The organism is Chitinophaga sp. (assembly GCF_017745275.1).
Taxonomy (GTDB): Bacteria; Bacteroidota; Bacteroidia; order Chitinophagales; family Chitinophagaceae; genus Chitinophaga.
This window is the reverse complement of the sequence record NZ_JAGHZS010000004.1, coordinates 132,145-151,731: the sequence shown is the minus strand read 5'-3', so window position 1 is coordinate 151,731 and position 19,587 is coordinate 132,145. Positions and strand designations below refer to the sequence as shown.

Annotated in this window: 16 protein-coding genes; 12 read left to right on the top strand and 4 right to left on the bottom strand. The window is 46.3% G+C overall.

Annotated features, from left to right (window positions below; genetic code table 11):
* Positions 1 to 32: 32 nt before the first annotated feature.
* Positions 33 to 1,832, bottom strand: a complete 1,800-nt coding sequence (locus J7623_RS13520) for a long-chain fatty acid--CoA ligase (RefSeq protein WP_291920834.1) — start codon at positions 1,830 to 1,832, stop codon at positions 33 to 35.
* A gap of 333 nt (positions 1,833 to 2,165) precedes the next feature.
* Between J7623_RS13520 and J7623_RS13515 the strand changes: the two genes are divergently transcribed.
* The 5 genes from J7623_RS13515 to J7623_RS13495 all read left to right on the top strand — a co-directional run bounded on the left by J7623_RS13515 (position 2,166) and on the right by J7623_RS13495 (position 6,726).
* Positions 2,166 to 3,200: an endo alpha-1,4 polygalactosaminidase gene (locus tag J7623_RS13515; RefSeq protein WP_291920833.1), complete on the top strand. Its 1,035-nt coding sequence runs from the start codon at positions 2,166 to 2,168 to the stop codon at positions 3,198 to 3,200.
* A 201-nt stretch (positions 3,201 to 3,401) separates the two neighbouring features.
* On the top strand, positions 3,402 to 4,232 hold the full coding sequence (locus J7623_RS13510; protein WP_291920832.1) for an RDD family protein: 831 nt from the start codon (positions 3,402 to 3,404) through the stop codon (positions 4,230 to 4,232).
* Positions 4,233 to 4,235: 3 nt separating this feature from the next.
* Entirely contained in the window at positions 4,236 to 5,261 is a 1,026-nt protein-coding gene (locus tag J7623_RS13505; RefSeq protein ID WP_291920831.1) for a zinc ribbon domain-containing protein, read from the top strand.
* 119 nt (positions 5,262 to 5,380) lie between these two features.
* On the top strand, positions 5,381 to 6,013 hold the full coding sequence (locus J7623_RS13500) for an RDD family protein (protein WP_291920830.1): 633 nt from the start codon (positions 5,381 to 5,383) through the stop codon (positions 6,011 to 6,013).
* 80 nt (positions 6,014 to 6,093) lie between these two features.
* On the top strand, positions 6,094 to 6,726 hold the full coding sequence (locus tag J7623_RS13495) for a class I SAM-dependent methyltransferase (protein ID WP_291920829.1): 633 nt from the start codon (positions 6,094 to 6,096) through the stop codon (positions 6,724 to 6,726).
* Between the two features lie 116 nt (positions 6,727 to 6,842).
* Here the strand turns inward: J7623_RS13495 and J7623_RS13490 are convergent, their stop codons facing one another.
* Positions 6,843 to 7,739, bottom strand: a complete 897-nt coding sequence (locus tag J7623_RS13490) for a glycoside hydrolase family 25 protein (RefSeq protein WP_291920828.1) — start codon at positions 7,737 to 7,739, stop codon at positions 6,843 to 6,845.
* Positions 7,740 to 8,050: 311 nt separating this feature from the next.
* Here J7623_RS13490 and J7623_RS13485 point away from each other — a divergent pair, with 311 nt between their 5' ends.
* From J7623_RS13485 to J7623_RS13455, 7 genes are all read left to right on the top strand, one after another.
* A complete protein-coding gene (locus J7623_RS13485; RefSeq protein WP_291920827.1) occupies positions 8,051 to 8,338 on the top strand; it encodes a hypothetical protein in 288 nt (95 codons plus the stop codon).
* Between the two features lie 258 nt (positions 8,339 to 8,596).
* Positions 8,597 to 9,187, top strand: a complete 591-nt coding sequence (locus tag J7623_RS13480) for an RNA polymerase sigma factor (protein ID WP_291920826.1) — start codon at positions 8,597 to 8,599, stop codon at positions 9,185 to 9,187.
* Between the two features lie 85 nt (positions 9,188 to 9,272).
* Positions 9,273 to 10,454, top strand: a complete 1,182-nt coding sequence (locus J7623_RS13475; RefSeq protein WP_291920825.1) for a FecR family protein — start codon at positions 9,273 to 9,275, stop codon at positions 10,452 to 10,454.
* A gap of 240 nt (positions 10,455 to 10,694) precedes the next feature.
* The gene (locus J7623_RS13470; RefSeq protein WP_291920824.1) at positions 10,695 to 14,039 is read left to right on the top strand and encodes a SusC/RagA family TonB-linked outer membrane protein; all 3,345 of its coding nucleotides are present in this window, start codon (positions 10,695 to 10,697) and stop codon (positions 14,037 to 14,039) included.
* A gap of 39 nt (positions 14,040 to 14,078) precedes the next feature.
* Complete coding sequence (locus J7623_RS13465; RefSeq protein WP_291920823.1) at positions 14,079 to 15,761, top strand: RagB/SusD family nutrient uptake outer membrane protein; 1,683 nt, start codon at positions 14,079 to 14,081, stop codon at positions 15,759 to 15,761.
* 2 nt (positions 15,762 to 15,763) lie between these two features.
* Positions 15,764 to 17,194: a hypothetical protein gene (locus tag J7623_RS13460; protein ID WP_291920822.1), complete on the top strand. Its 1,431-nt coding sequence runs from the start codon at positions 15,764 to 15,766 to the stop codon at positions 17,192 to 17,194.
* A gap of 103 nt (positions 17,195 to 17,297) precedes the next feature.
* Complete coding sequence (locus J7623_RS13455) at positions 17,298 to 17,798, top strand: 2'-5' RNA ligase family protein (RefSeq protein ID WP_291920821.1); 501 nt, start codon at positions 17,298 to 17,300, stop codon at positions 17,796 to 17,798.
* A gap of 93 nt (positions 17,799 to 17,891) precedes the next feature.
* On the opposite strand, the gene J7623_RS13450 is transcribed toward J7623_RS13455, so the two are convergent.
* Complete coding sequence (locus J7623_RS13450) at positions 17,892 to 18,857, bottom strand: DUF5007 domain-containing protein (RefSeq protein ID WP_291920820.1); 966 nt, start codon at positions 18,855 to 18,857, stop codon at positions 17,892 to 17,894.
* A 23-nt stretch (positions 18,858 to 18,880) separates the two neighbouring features.
* Positions 18,881 to 19,570 (bottom strand): hypothetical protein, encoded by a 690-nt coding sequence (locus J7623_RS13445; RefSeq protein WP_291920819.1) that lies wholly within the window; start codon positions 19,568 to 19,570, stop codon positions 18,881 to 18,883.
* Positions 19,571 to 19,587 lie beyond the last annotated feature (17 nt).

Here is a 19,587-nt window from a genome sequence, read left to right as displayed (position 1 = left end):
CAGAAAAATAAAAACCTGTACGAAGATAGCACTTAGCTATAAATCCTGTCAATCGCAGCTTTATATTTTTCCATCACTGTTTTGCGCTTCAAACTCAGCTTAGGTGTCATTTCACCTCCTGCAATACTCCATTCTTCCGGCAGCAATTCAAATTTCTTGATTTGTTCTACGTGATTGAAGAATTGATTGTACTTATTGAGAACGTCCTCAAAGGCAGCCACTACTTTAGGATTTTTGACTGCTTCTTCTGCGGTGGTGAATGGAATGTTTTGTTGGTTCATCCAGTATTTCAGGTAGGTGAAGGCGGGTACAATCAGGGCACCTGTAAATTTTTGCCCGGCGCCTACAACCATGATCTGTTCTATAAAAGGACTTTCCTTGAATTTATTTTCGATGGGTTGTGGCGCTACATACTTACCGCCACTGGTTTTAAACAGTTCCTTTTTGCGGTCTGTTATTTTAACAAACTTATTATCTACCCATTCGCCTACGTCGCCGGTGTGCAGCCAGCCATCAATCACGGTTTCAGCGGTAAGGTCGGGGCGTTTGTAGTAGCCTTTCATCACGGTGTCGCCTTTTACACAAATTTCTCCGTCTTCTTCCAGCTTTACTTCCAGGCCATTGATGGGCGGGCCTACCGTGCCAAATTTTGTTCCACCGGGTGTTCTCCGGTTTACGCAAATTACGGGACTGTTTTCGGTAGGGCCATATCCTTCATACACAGGGATGCGGGCGGCATTAAAGATGCGGAGTAGCTTTTCCTGGCAGGCGGCGCCACCGGTTACAATAAAGCTGATCCGGCCTCCCAGGGCTTCACGCCATTTGCTGAATATCAGTTTATTGGCGATAGACAGTTGCAGGTTATACCAGGCGCCTCCATCGATGTTGTTATCATATTTAGATGCCAGTGCCACGGCCCAGAAAAACAGGCGGCGTTTGATGCCGGTCAGGTTATTGCCGGTGGCCATGATTTTTTCAAATACTTTTTCCAGCAGGCGCGGTACCGTAGTAAAGCCATCAGGGCTTATTTCCTTCAGGTTGGCGCTCAGGGTGTCTATGCTTTCCGCATAGTAAATACTGATACCACTGTAGAGATAAATATAAGTGACCAGTTTTTCGAAGATGTGATTCAGCGGCAAAAAGCTCAACACTTTGCAGGGTTGTGGTGCATCATCGAAAGGAAAACTTTCTTTAGACAACATCACGTTGGTCACAATATTTTTATGCGTGAGCATTACTCCTTTAGGTGTACCTGTGGTACCGGAGGTATAGATGATGGTGGCCAGGTGATCGGGCGCTATCCCCTCTTTGATCGTTTCCACTTTGGCCAGTAAATCAGGGGTAGCCAGGGCCGGGATCTCAGACCAATGCGGGGTACCGGGTATGGTATCAAAGGTGTATACGTGTTGTAAAGTAGGAACACCATCTTTAATACTATTTACTTTATCGAGCAGTTCTTTGCTGCTCACGAACATGTATTTAACCGCAGCATCCTGCAAAATGAACTGTAGCTCGGCCGGGTTGGTAGTAGGGTAGATGGGAACCAGAACTGCGCCGGTTTGTTGTACTGCCAGATCTGTAAATACCCATTCAGGACGGTTATTACTGATGATGGCGATTTTATCGGCGCCTTCCGGCGTAAAGTCATTTCCTCCCACACCCAGTTGCAGCAGGCCGGCGCTGAAACGGTTTACAATGTCACTCACACTTGCCGTATCGTAGGTTTTCCATTGTCCATCTACTTTGGCAGCCAGGGTATCCGGCTTCGGGAACTGTGATAATTGCCAGGCAATTGCGTCAAAAAGTCTTTGCTTCTTCGGAAGATTGTTCATAACGGCATTTTAATAATGGTGCTTTCATTTTCCACTCCTTCTAAATATACTAAATATATGATATAGTAGTATAACGGATGTATGATAGATGGGGTTATTTTGTTTGCCGGCGGGGTGAATATGAAATTTATTGTGTGGCACATCCACATTTCAATCAAACGATTGAGCGATGTTTTGCCGGTTTTGTTTGAATTTATCGCCTACTTTTATCACACGGAAACTATACAAACCTATTTTTCCAGAGAAATGGAACCATGACGAAAAACCTGACAGGAAAGCCTATGCCCGGAAGAATAGCGCGCGGGTGTCTTTTTTCACCACAACATATATTTTATGAAAACACTCAACAAGCAACTGTTATTGGCTACCGTACTGGCGGGTAGTATAACGGGATGTACCTCAAAACAAACATTACGGCCGGCGGGCCAGCCGGATGCCGCGCAGCTGGAAAAAAACAAAGCAGCTGTTACCGCGGTAGACTACCGCCAGGAAATGAGAAATTTCGTGATCGGCATCAGCCAATATGCGAAATCTAAAAATCCGCAGTTTGCCATTATCCCGCAAAATGGACATGACCTGGTCACTACCAATGGCGAAAGCAATGGTCCATTGTCTACCGCCTACGTGCAGGCGATAGACGCGGTGGGCAGGGAAGACCTGCTGTATGGTTATACCGACGATAACGTACCTACGCCTTCAGCAGATAAAAACCAGATGATCGCATTCCTCAACCTGATCAAAACCACTAAAAAGGTACTGGTAACCGATTATTGCAGCAGTAAAACATACATGGACAACTCTTATACCACCAATAACGGGAACGGCTATGTGTCTTTTGCAGCAGATCACCGTGGCCTGGATAATATCCCGGCTTACCCGGCTACGCCTTATGGTGTTAACAACACGGATATCACCAATATCATGCAGGTGAAGAATTTCCTGTACATCATTGATCCGGGCGCATATGCAGACAAAAGTAAATTCCTCGCGGCTATCGGCGCTACCAATTATGACCTGATCATCATGGATCTTTTCTACGATAAAACACCTTTTACCGCAGCGGAAATTGATGGTTTAAAGAAGAAAGCCAATGGTGGAAAGCGTTTGGTGGTAAGCTATTTATCCATCGGTGAGGTAGAAAATTACCGTTACTACTGGAAGTCAGGCTGGAAAATAGGCAACCCTCCATATATCGTTGCCAAAGATCCGGACTGGCCGGGCAACTTCTATTGCGAATACTGGAACAAAGACTGGCAGAACATCGTGTATGGCAACGCCACCTCTTACGTGCAAAAAATCCTGGACAGCCATTTCGATGGCGCCTACCTGGATTTGATAGATGCATTTGAATTTTTCGAAAACAGATAATCACTTCCTACATCACGCCCCGTTGCCGCCTGTTTCAATTGGAACACAATGCAACGGGGCTTTGTTTACCCCATTATCCCATGAAAAGCAATACTGGCTTGATAATTATGCTCATTATAGCTCGCGTAAACATTGGAAAGTTGAAATTCATTACGTATGTTTGATTAATAATATGTAATAATTCCTATACCAAAGTCACCTATGAGCTTAACTTGTCCCAAATGTACCTCCCCGTTTGAGGAGGGCGCTAAATTCTGTGAAAACTGTGGTTGTAATTTAGAACAGGAGTATGCTGAAAACCTGGTTTGTCCCGAGTGCAAAGCCACGTATTCCACGAATATGAAGTACTGTATCAATGATGGCAAAAAATTGATAAGTCCGAAAGACTTAATACCGGAATGTGAAACCTGTCATACGGCTTATTCCGGGGAAGTTAAATTTTGTCCGAGAGATGGAGGCGCTGTAAAGCCCCGGTATATGCGGGCCAATTCGGGAGCTGCATCAGCTTCTTCCTATAGTAATACCAGCGGCAGTAACAGCCAGCAGGACTATCACCTGCATCTCGATGATCTTGCCAATACTGTTTATACGAAAGCTTCTATCGGTAACCGGTTTCTTGCCAGCTTGCTGGATAATTTCTTTACAGGTTTGTTAGCGCTTCCGGCAATTTTTATGGGTTACCTGTCGCTCCGCAGAGCATCAGAGCTGGGATGGGAAAGCGCCATGGGTGGATTGGTAGTAGCGGCTTTCCTGCTCATTATACCACTCATTTACGCATTGATTAAAGATGGTTTGGGAGAAGGGCAAAGCTGGGGTAAACGGACCATGAATTTAATGGTGGTGAATATCGATACCCGCACGCCGTGCTCGAAAGGGGAATCCGCGATACGCAATATTGTTTCCATGCTGTTAGGCGGTATTCCTTATGTAGGTTGGCTGGTAGAGCCAATTGTTCTGCTGGTACACCAGGAAGGCAGAAAAGTAGGGGATATGGCGGCACATACACAGGTAATTGAAACCAGCGAATTTTAATGTATGATGAATTGTCCGAATTGTAATACGCTTCATAAAGACAGCGCGCATTTCTGCAGAAGTTGCGGTGCAAAGTTAGCAGTACCGGAAGCGGTAGCTGTACAAGAAAAGGAAATACCATTTCAGGCGCCACTACCCGAAACACCTCCTGCTGCCCCCATCTCTTACGAGGATTTCCCGGAGGAAACCCCTGAAGAAAACGGCCGTGGATTGTTTGGCTTACTGGTATGGATACACGTAGTAATCCTGTTCAGTTATTTGCTGCAGCACTATATTTTTCCTGCTTACAACAGTGGAAATCCTTCCGGCGGGAAATGGGTGGAGTATGCCGGTTATATAACAGAAGGTATCACCCTGTTGTTTTTGGTAGTACTGATGGTGAAGGTAAAGAACAGTAGCTGGAAACTCGGCTTGTTTATGTTCCTCGTGATCCGCGCAGGGATTGGTTGCTTTGAATATACGTCCACCCACAAGTCTGCGGGCGTACCGGAGGTAGCCTCTGCGCAGGAGCATCCGGTCACCAAATCTTCGGTAAAAGCTGCACATAAAGCGGGGAAGGAACCCGTTTTATCTGCAGCCAATGGTCCTTACAAGATCACCGGTATGCAGGGCTATATGTATTATAACAGCAGCAGGGCCGTGGGAGAAGATGATGTGATCGGTAAACTGTCTGAAAACATCGTTGATAATAGCAAGTTAGACCTGCGTAATACTGTCATTGGCGGAGGAGATGCTGCAGGGATTTCTAACCAGACCATGGTCGTGGTAGATATTACCGGGAAGAAGACCAGTGAGTATATCGCCAGAAAAGTCCGGCTAACGGTTACCTCTGCTGAAGGACAGCTATTTAAACAAACGCAGGATCTGGCCATCATAAGTGAAGATGGGAAATACAAAGCCGCCTTCCTCTTATACGAAACAGGCAACACGGCTATTACCCTGAAAGCACAAATTATCAATGTGGCAAATGGGAAAGAAATAGTGGAGTCTACATTAACAAAAAGTATCGATTTTTACATTGAAGAATAACGCATTCAATAAAGAGGTTATTGCAGCCTTTCATATGCCGTGCGTATGTTTATTGGAAAGCTGGAATTCATGGTGTATGTTTGGTATTCGTACTGTTTAATTTCTATCCCAATATATTTATGAGCGCAATTTGCCCAAAATGTACCGCTCCCGCTGAGGCAGGAGCTAAAATCTGCCAATTCTGCGGTGGCGATTTAGACCCGCAGGTCCCTGCCGGAAGCGCCGCTGGTTATACCAGTGCAGGCGGCGGTAAAAGTCCGCAGGACTATGATCTGCACCTGGATGATATCGCCAACACTACTTATTCAAAAGCCTCTTTAAGCGGCCGGTTTGTTGCTAATCTGCTGGACTCTTTGTTTACGGCGTTATTGGCGATTCCTGCTGTTTTTATAGGGTATGTCGCGTTCTCTAAAATGGAACGTGCAGACGTGGTGACCGGGGTGGGGGCTTTCGTGCTGTTGATTGTCCTGGTACTTATTCCACTGGCATATGCGCTGATTAAAGATGGTTTGGGAGCGGGGCAAAGTTGGGGAAAACGGGTTATGAATTTAATGGTGATCAATACAGATAACCATATGCCTTGCACAAAAGGAGCGTCGGCTATACGCAACATCGTTTCCATGGTATTAGGAAGCATTCCCTATATAGGCTGGCTCATTGAACCTATTGTGTTGTTGTCCACCAAGGATGGCAGGAAGGTAGGGGATATGGCTGCGCGTACCCAGGTAATTGAAACCCGCGAATACCGATAAGCGGTAGGCTGCTGTAGCGAATAATCACCCCGTTATTCGCTACAGTAGCTTTTCTGCTGTTTATTAGCTATCTTCCCTATATGAAAAAGCCTTTACCACCTGCTGAGATCTTTAATAAACACGCGGAGATATACCAGGAACAATACAGGGATATCGGTCGCTATGAAGACACCTTTGATATGTTCTGCAACAGTATCCGGGAGGGGAGTGCCTCGGTGCTGGAAGTAGCCTGCGGACCTGGTAATGTTACGCAGTACCTGCTGGCAAAGCGGCCGGAGCTGCAAATACTGGGTACCGATTTTGCTCCCAACATGATCCGTCTTGCGCAGATCAATAATCCCACCGCTACGTTTCAGGTAATGGATGCCAGGGATATTGGCCAACTCGGAAATACGTACGATGCCATCCTGTGTGGTTTCGGCCTTCCTTATCTCTCCAGAGAAGAAGCCATTACTTTTATTGCAGATGCAGCCCGTGTGTTAAATGCCAATGGTGTGTTGTATATCAGTACAATGGAAGATGATTACAGCAAGTCGGGTATTAAACATTCTGTTACCACCGGCGACAGCACCTACATGTACTACCATGAAGCCGGTTATCTTACTGAAGCATTGGAGGCCCATCATTTTCACATCTTATCAATTACCCGTAAAGCCTCGCAGGGGGCCGACGGTACTCCATACACCGACCTGGTCATCATTGCCAGGAAGTAGCTATTTTATAAGCAAATTATTTGCAGGTATAGTAATGCCGGCTCCTAACGGCAGGCGATAAAAGAGCCGGCTATTGGAAGAACGTAGCTGTTGTTATGTTTGCTGGGAAGCCGTGATCAGGGCGTCAGCAGGGTCAGGTCTTTCAGGATGTTTACATCCAGGGTACGGTTCCCACCAACGTGTGCGGTTCCTGTGAACTGCCACATATTCCAGTCCTGCCATCCTGCGGGGCATATTAAGTTATTGGTATCTCTCACAGAATAAGCCGCGAGCCATAACCTGTATTGGCCCAAAGCATGATCACCGGGGAGTTTCCGGTCGAGGTACTCTTTCCGGCTGTAGATCATGGGGATGATGCCTGTAGATTGTGTAACCAGGTGGATAAACGTGGTTATCCAGGTTTCGTAATCTCTTGGCCGCAGGGGCGTATCCCAGGATACTTCGTCTTCCAGGTCCAGTACCAGTGGCAAAACGGTAGGGGGCAGGTGCTGCATTAAGCCAATGGCTTCATTTGCTTCTGCGGTGGCATCTGAGTGTACCGTACCGCCGTTGCGGGTATCGGGCCGGCAGAAATGATAATAACCCACTTTAAGTCCTGCGTTGGCCGCATTGGCTGCATGAATAGCTGCCTTCCGATCAGGAGAGCCTACGCCTTCTCCAATTTTAATGTAGGCAAAGCTGATACCTGCCTGGGTGATGGCGTTCCAGTCGGGCTGCGAATTGTAGTGCGACAAATCCGTTCCCAACAGATAATGATCCGGTAAGTTAATGGGCAGGTTGGCGATGTGAACTGTAGGAGGTGCCGGCAGCGGCATTAATCCGCCTCCCCAGTAAAAGTAGCCGTCTGTACTCTCGTACCAGTGGCCCAGCGCAGGATCGGTGATGTTGGGTACTTCCGTCCCTTCAAATTTAAATCCCTGTAATACGGTACCTACAATACTGTCTCTGTCGCTAAGTTTGACAGGTACACGATTTCTTCGGTTAAGTTTTTTAACAGTTACAATGAGTTCCATAATGTTTAGCAGACTCCTGCTGTTTTGAGTGTTAACAAATAGAATATGGGGTTATAAAAGCATTCTTATCATCAGTGAGTAGTGTCATAAGTACATGCGAACGAAGCAATAATTTGGGGGCCAGCTGCAATACAGATAGCTATGAAAAATTAGGATAAAATAGGGAGAAAAAGAAATTTGCTATAAAATAGATGTGTTTGACAACAGATCTTGAAATATGCGCTAATTTAACATCATTAGATAGCATTTTGGAGAACGCTGATGTATATTTAACTCCCATTTTTTATATATCGGCCGGAAAAAAAAACGACATGGATTTTAATGAATTTAAGCAGTCTTTACAGCAGGAGCATCCGCCCACTTCATTGTCAGTATTCCTGGAATCGTTGTGGTACGAAGGTAAAGGCAACTGGAAGAAAGCACATGACCTGGTAGATGATTTACCAGGAACAGATGCCGCACGCGTTCATGCTTATTTGCATCGGGTAGAAGGTGATGAATCAAATGCCGGTTACTGGTATCGCCGCGCAGGTACTCAAAGGCCCGCCTATAGCCAGGAACAGGAGTGGGAAGTATTAGTACGCCAATTTTTGCAATAGCTTTTAGCCATTAGCTTTTAGTAAATGCAGCGAAGATTAACAGATGATATTCTTTGCTGCATTTACTAAAAGCTAATGGCTAAAAGCTATCTGTTAATATGTGATGATAAAAGGATAATTTTTGCAAATAAGCACCTTGCATTTAGATTTACATTTAACCCTAAGGAGTTGAACAACCAAAATTATTGATTGCGTATCTAACTGGTTCCACAAGAAAATTACTGAGATTTATTGTCACTTGCGAGGTTATACGATGAGATGTCCCTTTTAAAGAAGGTGGCAGAAGGTGATGAAGCGGCCTTCCGGGTACTCTTTGACCAATACTGGGATACCGTATACGGCGTAGCTGTAGCCCTGACCAAATCAGCTGCCATGGCCGATGAGATGGCACAGGATGTTTTTATAAAACTATGGCTGAAAAGAGAGAAACTGGCCGGCGTAGAAAATTTTGAAGGCTATCTTTTTATGGTAGCACGTAACCATATCTTCAATGCATTCCGGAAAAAAATAAAGACAGTTGCATTTGTGGATCACCTGTTGGCGGATGCCGCAGATACCATGCCTGCCACAGACACACCGGATAAGCATTTGCTGTGTAATGAACTGGAGAAGCAGGTAGCACTGGCCGTGGAACATCTTTCCCAACAACAGCGTGCTATTTATTCCCTCAGCCGCCATCATGGACTGAGCCAGGAAGAAATTGCCAATACCCTCCATATCTCCCGGCATACTGTGAAAAGCCATATGAATAAGGCGCTACACGTTATTCGCGACTATCTCCGTCACTACTGTTTCCTGGAAATATTACTGCTTTGTGTTTTTATTCCCGCTACTTTTGGGGCTTCCTGAAAAAAAATAACTTTTTTTTCATTTCCACTCATACCTCTCCTTTTTTCCGGTGTCTTTATAGTAACGTTCACCTTTTTGTTTTCAAATGGATAGTCAACATTTAAAAGAACTGCTACAGCAATATCTGGATAATCGCCTTTCCGCAGCAGAGCTGCAGGGATTAATAGATCAGTTGCGTAAGCAGGATTCCGATGAAGCGCTGCTATCGGTAATAGAAGAGGCATTGAGGAGCGGGAAATTTACCGGTAGTACTGGTAAGGATCAGCAAGATGATATCTTTCAGCAGATCCTCCGGAAAGCCGGTCAGGAAGCCATTTCCACGGAGGCAGAAGAGCTGTTGCCCGTAAAAAAGCGCGGCAACTGGAAGGTGGCGGTAGCTGCCCTGGTGCTTGTTGTGGCAGGATCTGCGGGTTACCTGCTGATGCAACGTGGTGGTGCCAAACATACCCCTGCTGCACCAGTTGCAAAAATGATGGTATTACCTGGTGGTAACAAAGCCATGCTAACGCTGGGCGATGGCCGTCGTATTGAACTGGACAGCGCCGCCAGCGGTACGCTGAGTCAACAGGGAGCCACGTCGGTAACGAAGCTGCAGAACGGGCAGTTGGCTTACCAATTAAATGGGCAATCAGGAGAAGTAACTTATAACACGGTGTCCACACCACGTGGTGGCCAATACCAGGTGGTATTGCCGGATGGTACCAAAGTATGGTTGAATGCCGCTTCCTCGCTGCATTTCCCGACTGCGTTTACCGGCACGGAGCGGGTAGTGGAGGTAACAGGTGAAGCTTATTTTGAGGTAGCACAACAGGACAACCAACCATTCAAAGTAAAGGTACGGGGACTGGAAGTAAAAGTACTGGGCACCCACTTTAACGTGAACGCCTATACGGACGAAGCATCCATCAATACCACATTACTGGAAGGGAAAGTAATGGTATCACATCTGGGAAAGAATGCAGTGATCAGCCCTGGTCAGCAGGCCCAGGTAAAAGAAGAGATTACCATAGTACCTCATGCCGATATAGAAACACTGATGGCCTGGAAAGAAGGCAGGTTTTCTTATAATAATATGGAGTTGCAGTCTATCATGCGCCAGATCAGCCGCTGGTACGACGTAGATGTCACCTTTGAAGATAAAATTACGGATACCTATAGTATGGAGATGTCCCGGAATGTTCCATTAGCAAAATTGTTGCAATTCATGGAACTAAGCGGGGGCGTTCATTTTGTGATCAATGAAAGAAAAATCATCGTAAAAAAATAAAACCAGGATCTGGTTCCACGAAGAAATTGATGTAACAAAAAACCGGGCAGTGTTTGCGGCACTTCCCGGCGGATTGTTGGATCAATACAGTTATACAATCATCTCGGGACTGCTAATTGTTTACATCCAAACACTGACAAAAGTATGCAAAATGTTCTTTGTAATTCCACTTTTTTGAAAGGCTGTTATGTCACACAGCACCGGACACCAACGGGATTATGGGCCAAAATCAGATTGACAATGAAGCTGACATCGTTTCTGTTACTGGCATTCCTGATGCAGGCGGCTGCCGCCACGAATGCCCAAACGATTACCCTCTCGCTGAGGAATGCCTCTCTCAGCACGGTATTCAAAGAAATTACCCGGCAAAATGGTTATAACTTCGTGTATAACAACACCCTGCTGGAACACACCGCCAGGGTAAACATCGAAGTAAACCATGCCAACGTGGAAGAAGTACTGAAGCTGGCATTCAAAAACCAGCCGGTGACTTATGACATTATCGACAAAACGATTATTGTCCGTAAACCTTCGCTTACACCATCTTCAACCAATGATGCAATGCTGGCCGCTGCTGCCACTGTTATCCATGGCCGCGTGACCGGCGAAGACGGTGCACCGCTGGTAGGCGTTACGGTACAGTTGAAAGGTACCTCTGCCGGCGTGGTGACCAAAGAAAACGGGGAATTCCAGATCAGTGTACCGGACAATACATCCGGTGTACTGGTGTTCTCTTTCATTGGTATGGAGAAACAGGAAGTAGTAATTGGAAAGAGTACACGCGTGACCGTTGTATTGAAAGCTGCTACGACGCAGCAAACGGAAGTGGTAGTAGTCGGCTATGGCACACAAAAGAAAGCCACGCTGACTGGTTCTGTTGCCACTATCAAAGGAGAGGAAATCACGAAGGTGCCTTCCGGTAACGTATCCAACGCCTTCGCAGGCCATGTTCCCGGCGTAATTGCCAACAACCGCTCCGGCCGCCCGGGCGATGATGCTTCTTCCTTATCTGTAAGAGGTACCAACTCATTCAGCGGAGGTACTGCACCATTGATTATAGTGGATGGTATCCCGGATCGTAATATCGATCGTATCAACCCTAATGATATAGAAAGCGTAACCGTGCTGAAAGACGCCTCTGCAGCAATTTATGGTGTGCGCTCCGCAAATGGCGCCATCCTGATCACTACCAAAAGAGGAAAGGCCGGTAAGCCAACTATATCTTACGAAGGTACCTACGATATCCAACAACTGACCAGGATGGAACACCGTGTGAACTCCTGGCAGTATATGACCTATTATAATGAGCTGGCTGCAAACCGGGGTACTTCACTGCCTTATACACAGGAAGACATTGACAAATACAAAGCCGGTAATGATCCTAACTATACCAGCACCGACTGGCAGAAAGCAGTGTTCCGCAAAAATGCACCGCAAACCAGCCATAGTCTGTCTGTCAGAGGTGGTGGCGAAGCCGTGAAATTCTTTGTCTCCGGCCAATACCTGGATCAGCAAAGCAACTGGCGTAACAGTGATGAACGTTTCAGGAATTATAACATCCGTTCCAATATTGATGCATCAGTAACTAAAAATCTGAAACTGACCTTCGATATCGCCGCCAGGAAAGAAGACCGTACTTATCCGGGACAGTCCGTGAGTAACATCCTGCATCAAACAGTGAGCATGTATCCCTTTATTCCTGTGCACTGGACCAACGGCCTGCCTTCCGCCGGTATTGCAAGCGGAGCAAACCCTTACCTGATGACATCTTCCGTAACAGGTTATGATAAAGTAACAGACCTCTATGTACAACCTAAAATCGGGTTCGACTGGCAATTGCCATTTATTCTGAAAGGCTTGTCTGTAAGTGGTTACGCGGCATTCGACTATCGTCAGCGCAGCGAAAAGAATTTTACAAAACCCTGGGATGCGTATACCTATAGCCTGTCTACCAATACCTATAACAACATGAAAAGCAGTACGGCCATTATCAGCTTGTACCAGGACGAAAGATCCTACAATGAGAATACGTACTTCTATAAAATAGCATTCGACAGGACTTTGGGAAAACACAGTATCAATGCTTTTGCAGGGTATGAACAAACTACTTCTACTTACAGAATGACCTCTGCATACCGGAAAAACCTGGTGAGTGATAAGCTGGATCAGTTGTTTGCCGGCAGTGCGGCTGATCAGATTGCCAATGGAAGCGCCAGCCAGGATGGCCGCGAAAGCTACCTGGGAAGGATCGCTTATAGCTATGCAGATAAATACCTCGCGGAAGTGGTGGGCCGTTATAATGGTTCATTTAACTTTCCCAGCAACAGACGCTGGGGGATGTTCCCTTCTTTATCATTAGGTTGGCGGATTTCCGAAGAATCATTCTTTAAAGACCATGTTTCTTTTGTAGACAACCTGAAGTTGCGCGCTTCCTGGGGTATCATGGGTAGTGATGCAGTAGACAAATACATGTACATGGCAAGATACTCCCTGGTAAGTAATATGCCAGGATCTTACTGGAGCCCGGCCCAGGAATATTATACCTACTTTGGTGGCGATTATGCAGAGTCTACCGCCTTATTCCTGGCTTCTATTCCTAATGTCAACATCACCTGGGAAAAGCAGGATACCAAAAACTTTGGCGTAGATGCCACGTTCTTCAATAACAGGCTGAGTGTAACTGCAGATTATTTTCACAACCTGCGTAAAGATATCCTCGCCCCCCGTAGCGCTTCCATTCCACTGTATACGGGGTTGACATTACCGGCTGAAAATATTGGCCGGACACTCAACAGGGGTTTCGACTTTATCGTGAATTACAATGGTAATGTTCAGAACGTGAAATTCAATGTAGGCGCTAATTTTACGTATGCTAAAAATAAAGTACTGTTCAGTGATGAAGCAGCTAACATCCCGGATTATCAACGTGCCACCGGGCTGCCGATTAATTCCTGGAAAGTGTATCAAACAAAAGGTATTTATCGTTCAGACGATGAAATAAAGAGTTCCCCACATATGGCAGGTGCAAAACCGGGAGATCTCTGGTTGATAGATAAAAACGGCGATAACGCTATTACCGCTGATGACCAGGTAAGAGTTCCGGAATCAGCTACACCAAAAGTTGTTTTTGGTATCACCATGGGGGCTGAATACAAAGGACTTGCACTGGACCTGGTGTGGGCTGGTCAAACAGAAGCGAGACAAATGGTTTTGCCGCAAATGCAAGGTTCTGTTGTAGCGCCTCCACAATGGTTATATGATGGCCGCTGGACATCCGATAATACAAATGCGGCTTATCCAAGAGCATTTAACTCAAAGGATCCACGCAACTCCGTTTATGCTGACTTCTGGCTGGTAGATGCTTCTTTTATCCGTCTGAAATCCGCGCAATTGTCTTATATCGTTCCAAAAAATTTATATGGCCGTATCGGTATACAAAATATCCGCGTGTTTGTGAGTGGGTTCAACCTCTTCTCCATCGACAAAATGAAGAAGTTTAACCGTGACCCTGAAACTGACAATATCACCGGTATCAACTATCCGCAAACAAGGATTTATCGGGCAGGTATCAACATAGGGTTGTAATCCATTTTATCAGATTTATGGACATTTAAATTTATCGTTGTGAAAAGAATATACTTGAAAATAGGTACTGCATTAATGGCTACGATGTTATTCCTGGGTTGTCAGAAGAACGTGCTGGATAAAGTACCACTGGATTCATTTTCAGATCAGTTGGTTTGGAAAGACATGAAACTGGCAGAAGCTTTTGCTGATTTCCAATATAGCATATTACCTAATCCCGGTCACTATTGGGATAAACTGAGTAACCGTACCTGGGCGCTCTCCTCTGCCTGTGATGAAGCATTTAACCGGTTTGACGACTATAATGCGTCTATCATGAACTCCGGTTCACTCACCCCTGATAATCTCAACAACTTTGATATCTGGGATGAAACCTACAAAAGAATACAGGATTGTAATCTCTTCCTGTCTAAAATAGATGCAGTACCTGGAGATGATGCTACGCGTAACCGCCTGAAAGCAGAAATTACTTACCTGCGGGCCTATGGTTATTTCAAACTGGTCAGCGATTATGGCGGCGTGCCGTTGGTAAAACAACCGTTTGATCTCAACAGCAAGTTTGAAACACCGCGTAGTACCTTTGAAGATTGTGTCGCTTTTATTGTAGCGGAATGTGATGCTGCTGCCGCTGTATTACCGGTGAACTATGGCTCGGGTTCCGCCAACCTGGGGCGTGCCACCAAAGCCGCTGCCATGGCACTGAAGTCGAGAGTATTGTTATATGCTGCCAGTCCACAATGGAATACCACCGATAACGCAGATAAATGGAAACAGGCTTCTGATGCGGCTAAAGCTATCATCGACCTGCCCCAGTACCAACTGTTTACCGGTGGTTATGAGAATCTTTTTACCGTGTGGAACTCCGAAATACTGATGGCCCGTATGGGAAACAAAAAGTATCAATGGAGTTCTTTCCAGGGCGCGGAAATGTTCCTGGCCCCCTGTGGTTTCCATGGCTGGTCATCTTTTGCGCCCAGCCAGAACCTGGTAGACGCTTTCGGTACCGCCGACGGGAAAGATATCACCGATCCAACTTCCGGCTACAATCCACAGAAACCTTATGAAAACAGGGATCCACGGTTTTACAGCGATATTATTTTTGATGGCAGACCTTACGGCAGACCTGATTTCTTCAAAGACCGCTACACAGCTGGTCATAGCAATGTGGCTGAAATGTATGAAGGTGGGCTGGACTCCCAACAAGGCTGGGATACCTGGAATGCCAGCCTGACACGGTATAGCTTCCGGAAATACCAGGATACTACTTTCAACTTTAACGTGGAAACACAAACGAATAAATTCTGGGTGATCTCCCGTTTGGGCGAAATCTACTTAAACTATGCAGAAGCGCAGTATCACCTCGGCAATAGCGATGTAGCGCGGCATTACCTGGATCTGTTAAGGCAACGCACGGGTATTGCAGGTACTCTCCCCGGCAGTTTAACCGGTGCAGCCCTGCTGGCAAAAATACAGAACGAACGCCAGGTGGAATTGTGCCTGGAGGGTCATCGCTACTACGATGTTCGTCGCTGGAAAATTGCAGACATAACAGAAAATAAACCTTTAGGCGGCGTAAAGATTGTGAAGAATGCTGATGGCTCCAAAACCTATACCTACATGAAAGTGCAGGACAGGGTATTCAAACCACAACATTACCTGTTACCGATTCCAAGAGAGGAAATCAGGAGAACCAATATGCCACAAAATCCAGGATATAATTAATCATGAAAACAGGTTTGCTGACGCTGTTGATGACAGCTGGTGTTTGTACAGCATCTGCACAAACACCGGCTACTTTTACCTCTTCAGATACTGCTATACAACGCGCCTGGGAATGGGCCGGAAACATGGTACAGCATTACCGGGGAAAGCCTGCCGATCCGGTAGGCCCCTGGTATGAAGCTGCTTTACCTTCCCGCGCTGCATTTTGCATGCGCGATGTTTCACACCAAACCATTGGTGCGGAGATATACGGATTGAATCCCGAAAACAGGAACATGATCGGCGCTTTTGCCAGGCATATTTCAAAAAGCAAGGATTGGTGTTCTTACTGGGAAATCAACAAGTATGCAAAGCCCGCTCCGGAAGATTATCGGAATGACACCGCTTTCTGGTATAACCTGAATGCGAACTTTGACATACTAACGGCCTGTTGGCGCCTATACAACTGGACCGGCAATGCTGCATACATCAAAGACCCGGTGTTGACCAATTTCTTCGACAGAACCGTTGATGAATATATCCGTCAATGGACCCTGCAGCCGGATTCGTTGCTGACAAGGGCTATACATCCCAATGCGCCGGTGCCTTTCAATCCCCGTGATAATTTTCATACCTGCAGAGGCCTGCCATCTTATGTAGAAAACGTGGACGACCTGAAAATGGGCATCGATCTCATCGCCACCATCTACAGGGGATTACTATCCTATGCGTCTATCACCGATTTGCGGGGAAATACCGCTAAGGCAGCACAGCTGCGGCATACGGCGGAACAATACCGCTTGCAAATGGAACGCTGGTGGAATGAACCTGCCGCCCGATATTATACCTGGTATAATAGTGCCGGCCAGTTTGGTGTAGGAGAGGGGGAAGTATTCCTGTTATGGTTTGATGCACTGCATGATGCAACGCGTCGTCGTAAAACCATTGAACACCTGACAGCTGCTACCTGGAATGTGGAAACCACTTCTTACCTGCCGGCGATATTGTATAAGGAAGGCTATTGGGAGCAAGCCACTGCGTATATCTTATGGCTCACCAATCCGGCTACTCCAAGACGGGAGTATCCCGAAGTATCTTTCGGAGTGCTGGAAGGTATGACCAGGGGGTTAATGGGTATCACCCCCGATGCAACCACGCAAAGCGTCACCACACTTTACCGGGGCAAAAAAGGCAGCACTGCTGCATTAAACAATCTCCGGGTACTAAACACGTTGATCGCGGTCAATCACCAGGAAAAGCAAACTACATTCCGACATCAGGGCACAAAGATGCTGCGATGGAGAGCTGCTTTTGCAGGAGATTATCACAAAATAATGATTGATCATACTGCCTTTACCGCCCGTCATGAAGCAGATCACAACGGAAATATGATTTCTTACGTGGAGGTAATGGCGAAAGAAAATAAAACCTATCATGCCCGCGTAGCAGAGTAGGAACCGATTTGTCTATCCTATCCCAGTTTTTATGTACACCAGGAGGGTATTTTTATGCTTGTGCCAAAGCATAGGAATGCCCTCTTTACTTATTTTTGTGTACATGACATCCCCCCTGATTCTTACTTTACAGTTGTCGCCCGATGCTACCGGTTACTTCAACCAGCTACGCCGTACCTGGTATCCGGCATATGCAAATGTGGTGGAAGCGCATCTGACATTATTTCATCGCCTGCCGGCAGATGTATACCGCGGTAGGCACGCATTTGATACCATCCCTGCCCCAGGTGTTTTTACCCTGGAGGTGACAGGATTACAACGGTATCCTCACGGTGTCGCCTGTACGTTGTTTGCTGCGCCGTTGCAGGCGTGGCATCAGTCGTTGCAACAGGAGTGGGGCTCACAGTTGATCTGGCGGGATCAGCAGCCGTTGCAGCCGCATATTACCATCATGAATAAAGTAACAGACTGGAAGGCGCAGCGGGTGTATGAAAAGCTGCTGGCAGACTTTCAGCCACCGCAGGTGCAGGCGATTGGGGTACAGTGGTGGCGCTTTGAAAAGGGTCCGTGGACATTGGTGGATACCTGGCCGTTTGATAGGTAGTCCGATATTGAAAGGCATGGCAAATAAACAGCTCATTATAACAGGAAAGCCTTCCCGCTAAATGGGAAGGCTTTCTTATTCCGGGTATTTCAATTATTTCCTCGTTGCATGTTTTACCTGCACCGTCACCTCATACGTACCTTCCTGGTAAATATGAAACTGGAACCGTGGGTTTACATTGTATATCGGATCGGCAGTGGGCGTATAGCCCGGATCTATTTTTACAAACGCACTGGGTATACGATAGTAGATCAGGTAGCCATAACCACTTTGCAGCAAAGGAAACGGTGTGGTTTCAAAATTACACACCATGGAAGTATCCGTGAGCGTTAGCGGATGGAATTGTGCATACGTCTGGAAGTCGCTGCGGTCGCCTCTGCGAATGATTTCACCCTTAGCCGGATTGAACGGTGTGCCCTTCTGATCCACAATTTTCAGGATGATGTTGGTGCCTTCATCTGCTACCTTTTTGATGGTAACAATAGGAGCGCCCAAATCGCCGCTGGTAGTGGTACCATCTTTGAACCAGGCGCACCCGCCATCACCGATGTCATAAGGGGCTTTATCTACCATGGTAAAGGTGGCAATGTTTTTATACACTTTTGAGCCGTGTTCATTGGTTGCTTGTATATCAAATTCGTAAGTGCCCACGGGTATCTTTACGGAAGTACCATAGAAAGTAAAGGCGCCGGTATGCTCGTTGAAATCCCAGGAGGGCTTGTTTACTTTCTGCCGCTTTTTATTCAATAATTCTACCGTGGTATCTTTCTGTGGATCAAACAAGCCGGTCCACTCGTAGCGGTCAAATTTAGCATACACGGTATCTGCATGCTGGTGTTTTTCTACGTCCCGGATATCAAGCAATTTGTATACAACAGGCGCGCTGGATCCGTCGTTACTCACTGGAGAGGTTTGCTGTACCTGTCCGCGGTTAATGCGGATCGGATTATCTACATAGCGTACCTGGTCGCTGAGATAGCCTTTTTCTACTTTTTCGCAACTGGCGGCAAAGGTGGCTGCCAGCAGTATTGCGCCAACGGTTTTTATATTTTTTTTCATGGTGATTGCGTTAGGATAAAAACTCAGTTAAACAGATCCGCGAAATAGGTGAACGTGTGTTGATTGTTCAACACGTGTAATACCCCCGTGGTAGTAAGAATGCCGGTTGTTTGACAACGGGTCTGTAAATACTGGTCGGGTGTCAGGTTGGGCAGGCCGGACTCGTCGGTGGGTACTGGTCTGCCTGGTTTAGGAATCAGTTTGGTGAGATACAGGTATACCGGGTATTGTGTAAACACGCCGCCATTGGTATAGTCGCTGGAAGTGATGCCTTGTACTAATCGCAGTTCTCCATCGTTCGACTTATACAGCTTACCTGTTTTAGTAGCTTTGTCGAGTGTGATTTTATCTTTGAAGAGATAGGCGCGCAGGGAATCTTTCATCGTTTTAAAATCCAGCGAGTCGAAGGTGTATACCAGGTTGGGTTGCTCCAGGGATACCCGCAGCTGTTCCTGTTTTACACGGATGTAATTATCTAATGCATAGTTGGTGAAAGCAAAGAAAGTACCGCTGGCATTGACTTCATCCTTCAATCCTGTTTTATCAATCAGCAGCACCACGGTATCAAATAGCGGATTGTTTTTAAGGTAATCGTAAGTGGTCATGTTTACATGCGGATCATGTACACTGCCGCCAATAGTATACTCTTTTTTACAGGAGAACAGGGCAATGCAAACGAGTGCGATGAAGGCCGGAAATAATTTATGTTTCATACAATGTTTTTTGATGG

Bases quoted from the DNA above. Each gene is read 5' to 3' on its own strand.
- J7623_RS13515 (WP_291920833.1), top strand. From the start codon at position 2,166: ATGAAAACACTCAACAAGCAACTGTTATTGGCTACCGTACTGGCGGGT.
- J7623_RS13520 (WP_291920834.1), bottom strand. From the start codon at position 1,832: ATGAACAATCTTCCGAAGAAGCAAAGACTTTTTGACGCAATTGCCTGG.
- J7623_RS13495 (WP_291920829.1), top strand. From the start codon at position 6,094: ATGAAAAAGCCTTTACCACCTGCTGAGATCTTTAATAAACACGCGGAG.
- J7623_RS13455 (WP_291920821.1), top strand. From the start codon at position 17,298: ATGACATCCCCCCTGATTCTTACTTTACAGTTGTCGCCCGATGCTACC.
- J7623_RS13505 (WP_291920831.1), top strand. From the start codon at position 4,236: ATGATGAATTGTCCGAATTGTAATACGCTTCATAAAGACAGCGCGCAT.
- J7623_RS13510 (WP_291920832.1), top strand. From the start codon at position 3,402: ATGAGCTTAACTTGTCCCAAATGTACCTCCCCGTTTGAGGAGGGCGCT.
- J7623_RS13480 (WP_291920826.1), top strand. From the start codon at position 8,597: ATGTCCCTTTTAAAGAAGGTGGCAGAAGGTGATGAAGCGGCCTTCCGG.
- J7623_RS13475 (WP_291920825.1), top strand. From the start codon at position 9,273: ATGGATAGTCAACATTTAAAAGAACTGCTACAGCAATATCTGGATAAT.
- J7623_RS13450 (WP_291920820.1), bottom strand. From the start codon at position 18,857: ATGAAAAAAAATATAAAAACCGTTGGCGCAATACTGCTGGCAGCCACC.
- J7623_RS13500 (WP_291920830.1), top strand. From the start codon at position 5,381: ATGAGCGCAATTTGCCCAAAATGTACCGCTCCCGCTGAGGCAGGAGCT.
- J7623_RS13490 (WP_291920828.1), bottom strand. From the start codon at position 7,739: ATGGAACTCATTGTAACTGTTAAAAAACTTAACCGAAGAAATCGTGTA.
- J7623_RS13445 (WP_291920819.1), bottom strand. From the start codon at position 19,570: ATGAAACATAAATTATTTCCGGCCTTCATCGCACTCGTTTGCATTGCC.
- J7623_RS13460 (WP_291920822.1), top strand. From the start codon at position 15,764: ATGAAAACAGGTTTGCTGACGCTGTTGATGACAGCTGGTGTTTGTACA.
- J7623_RS13470 (WP_291920824.1), top strand. From the start codon at position 10,695: ATGAAGCTGACATCGTTTCTGTTACTGGCATTCCTGATGCAGGCGGCT.
- J7623_RS13485 (WP_291920827.1), top strand. From the start codon at position 8,051: ATGGATTTTAATGAATTTAAGCAGTCTTTACAGCAGGAGCATCCGCCC.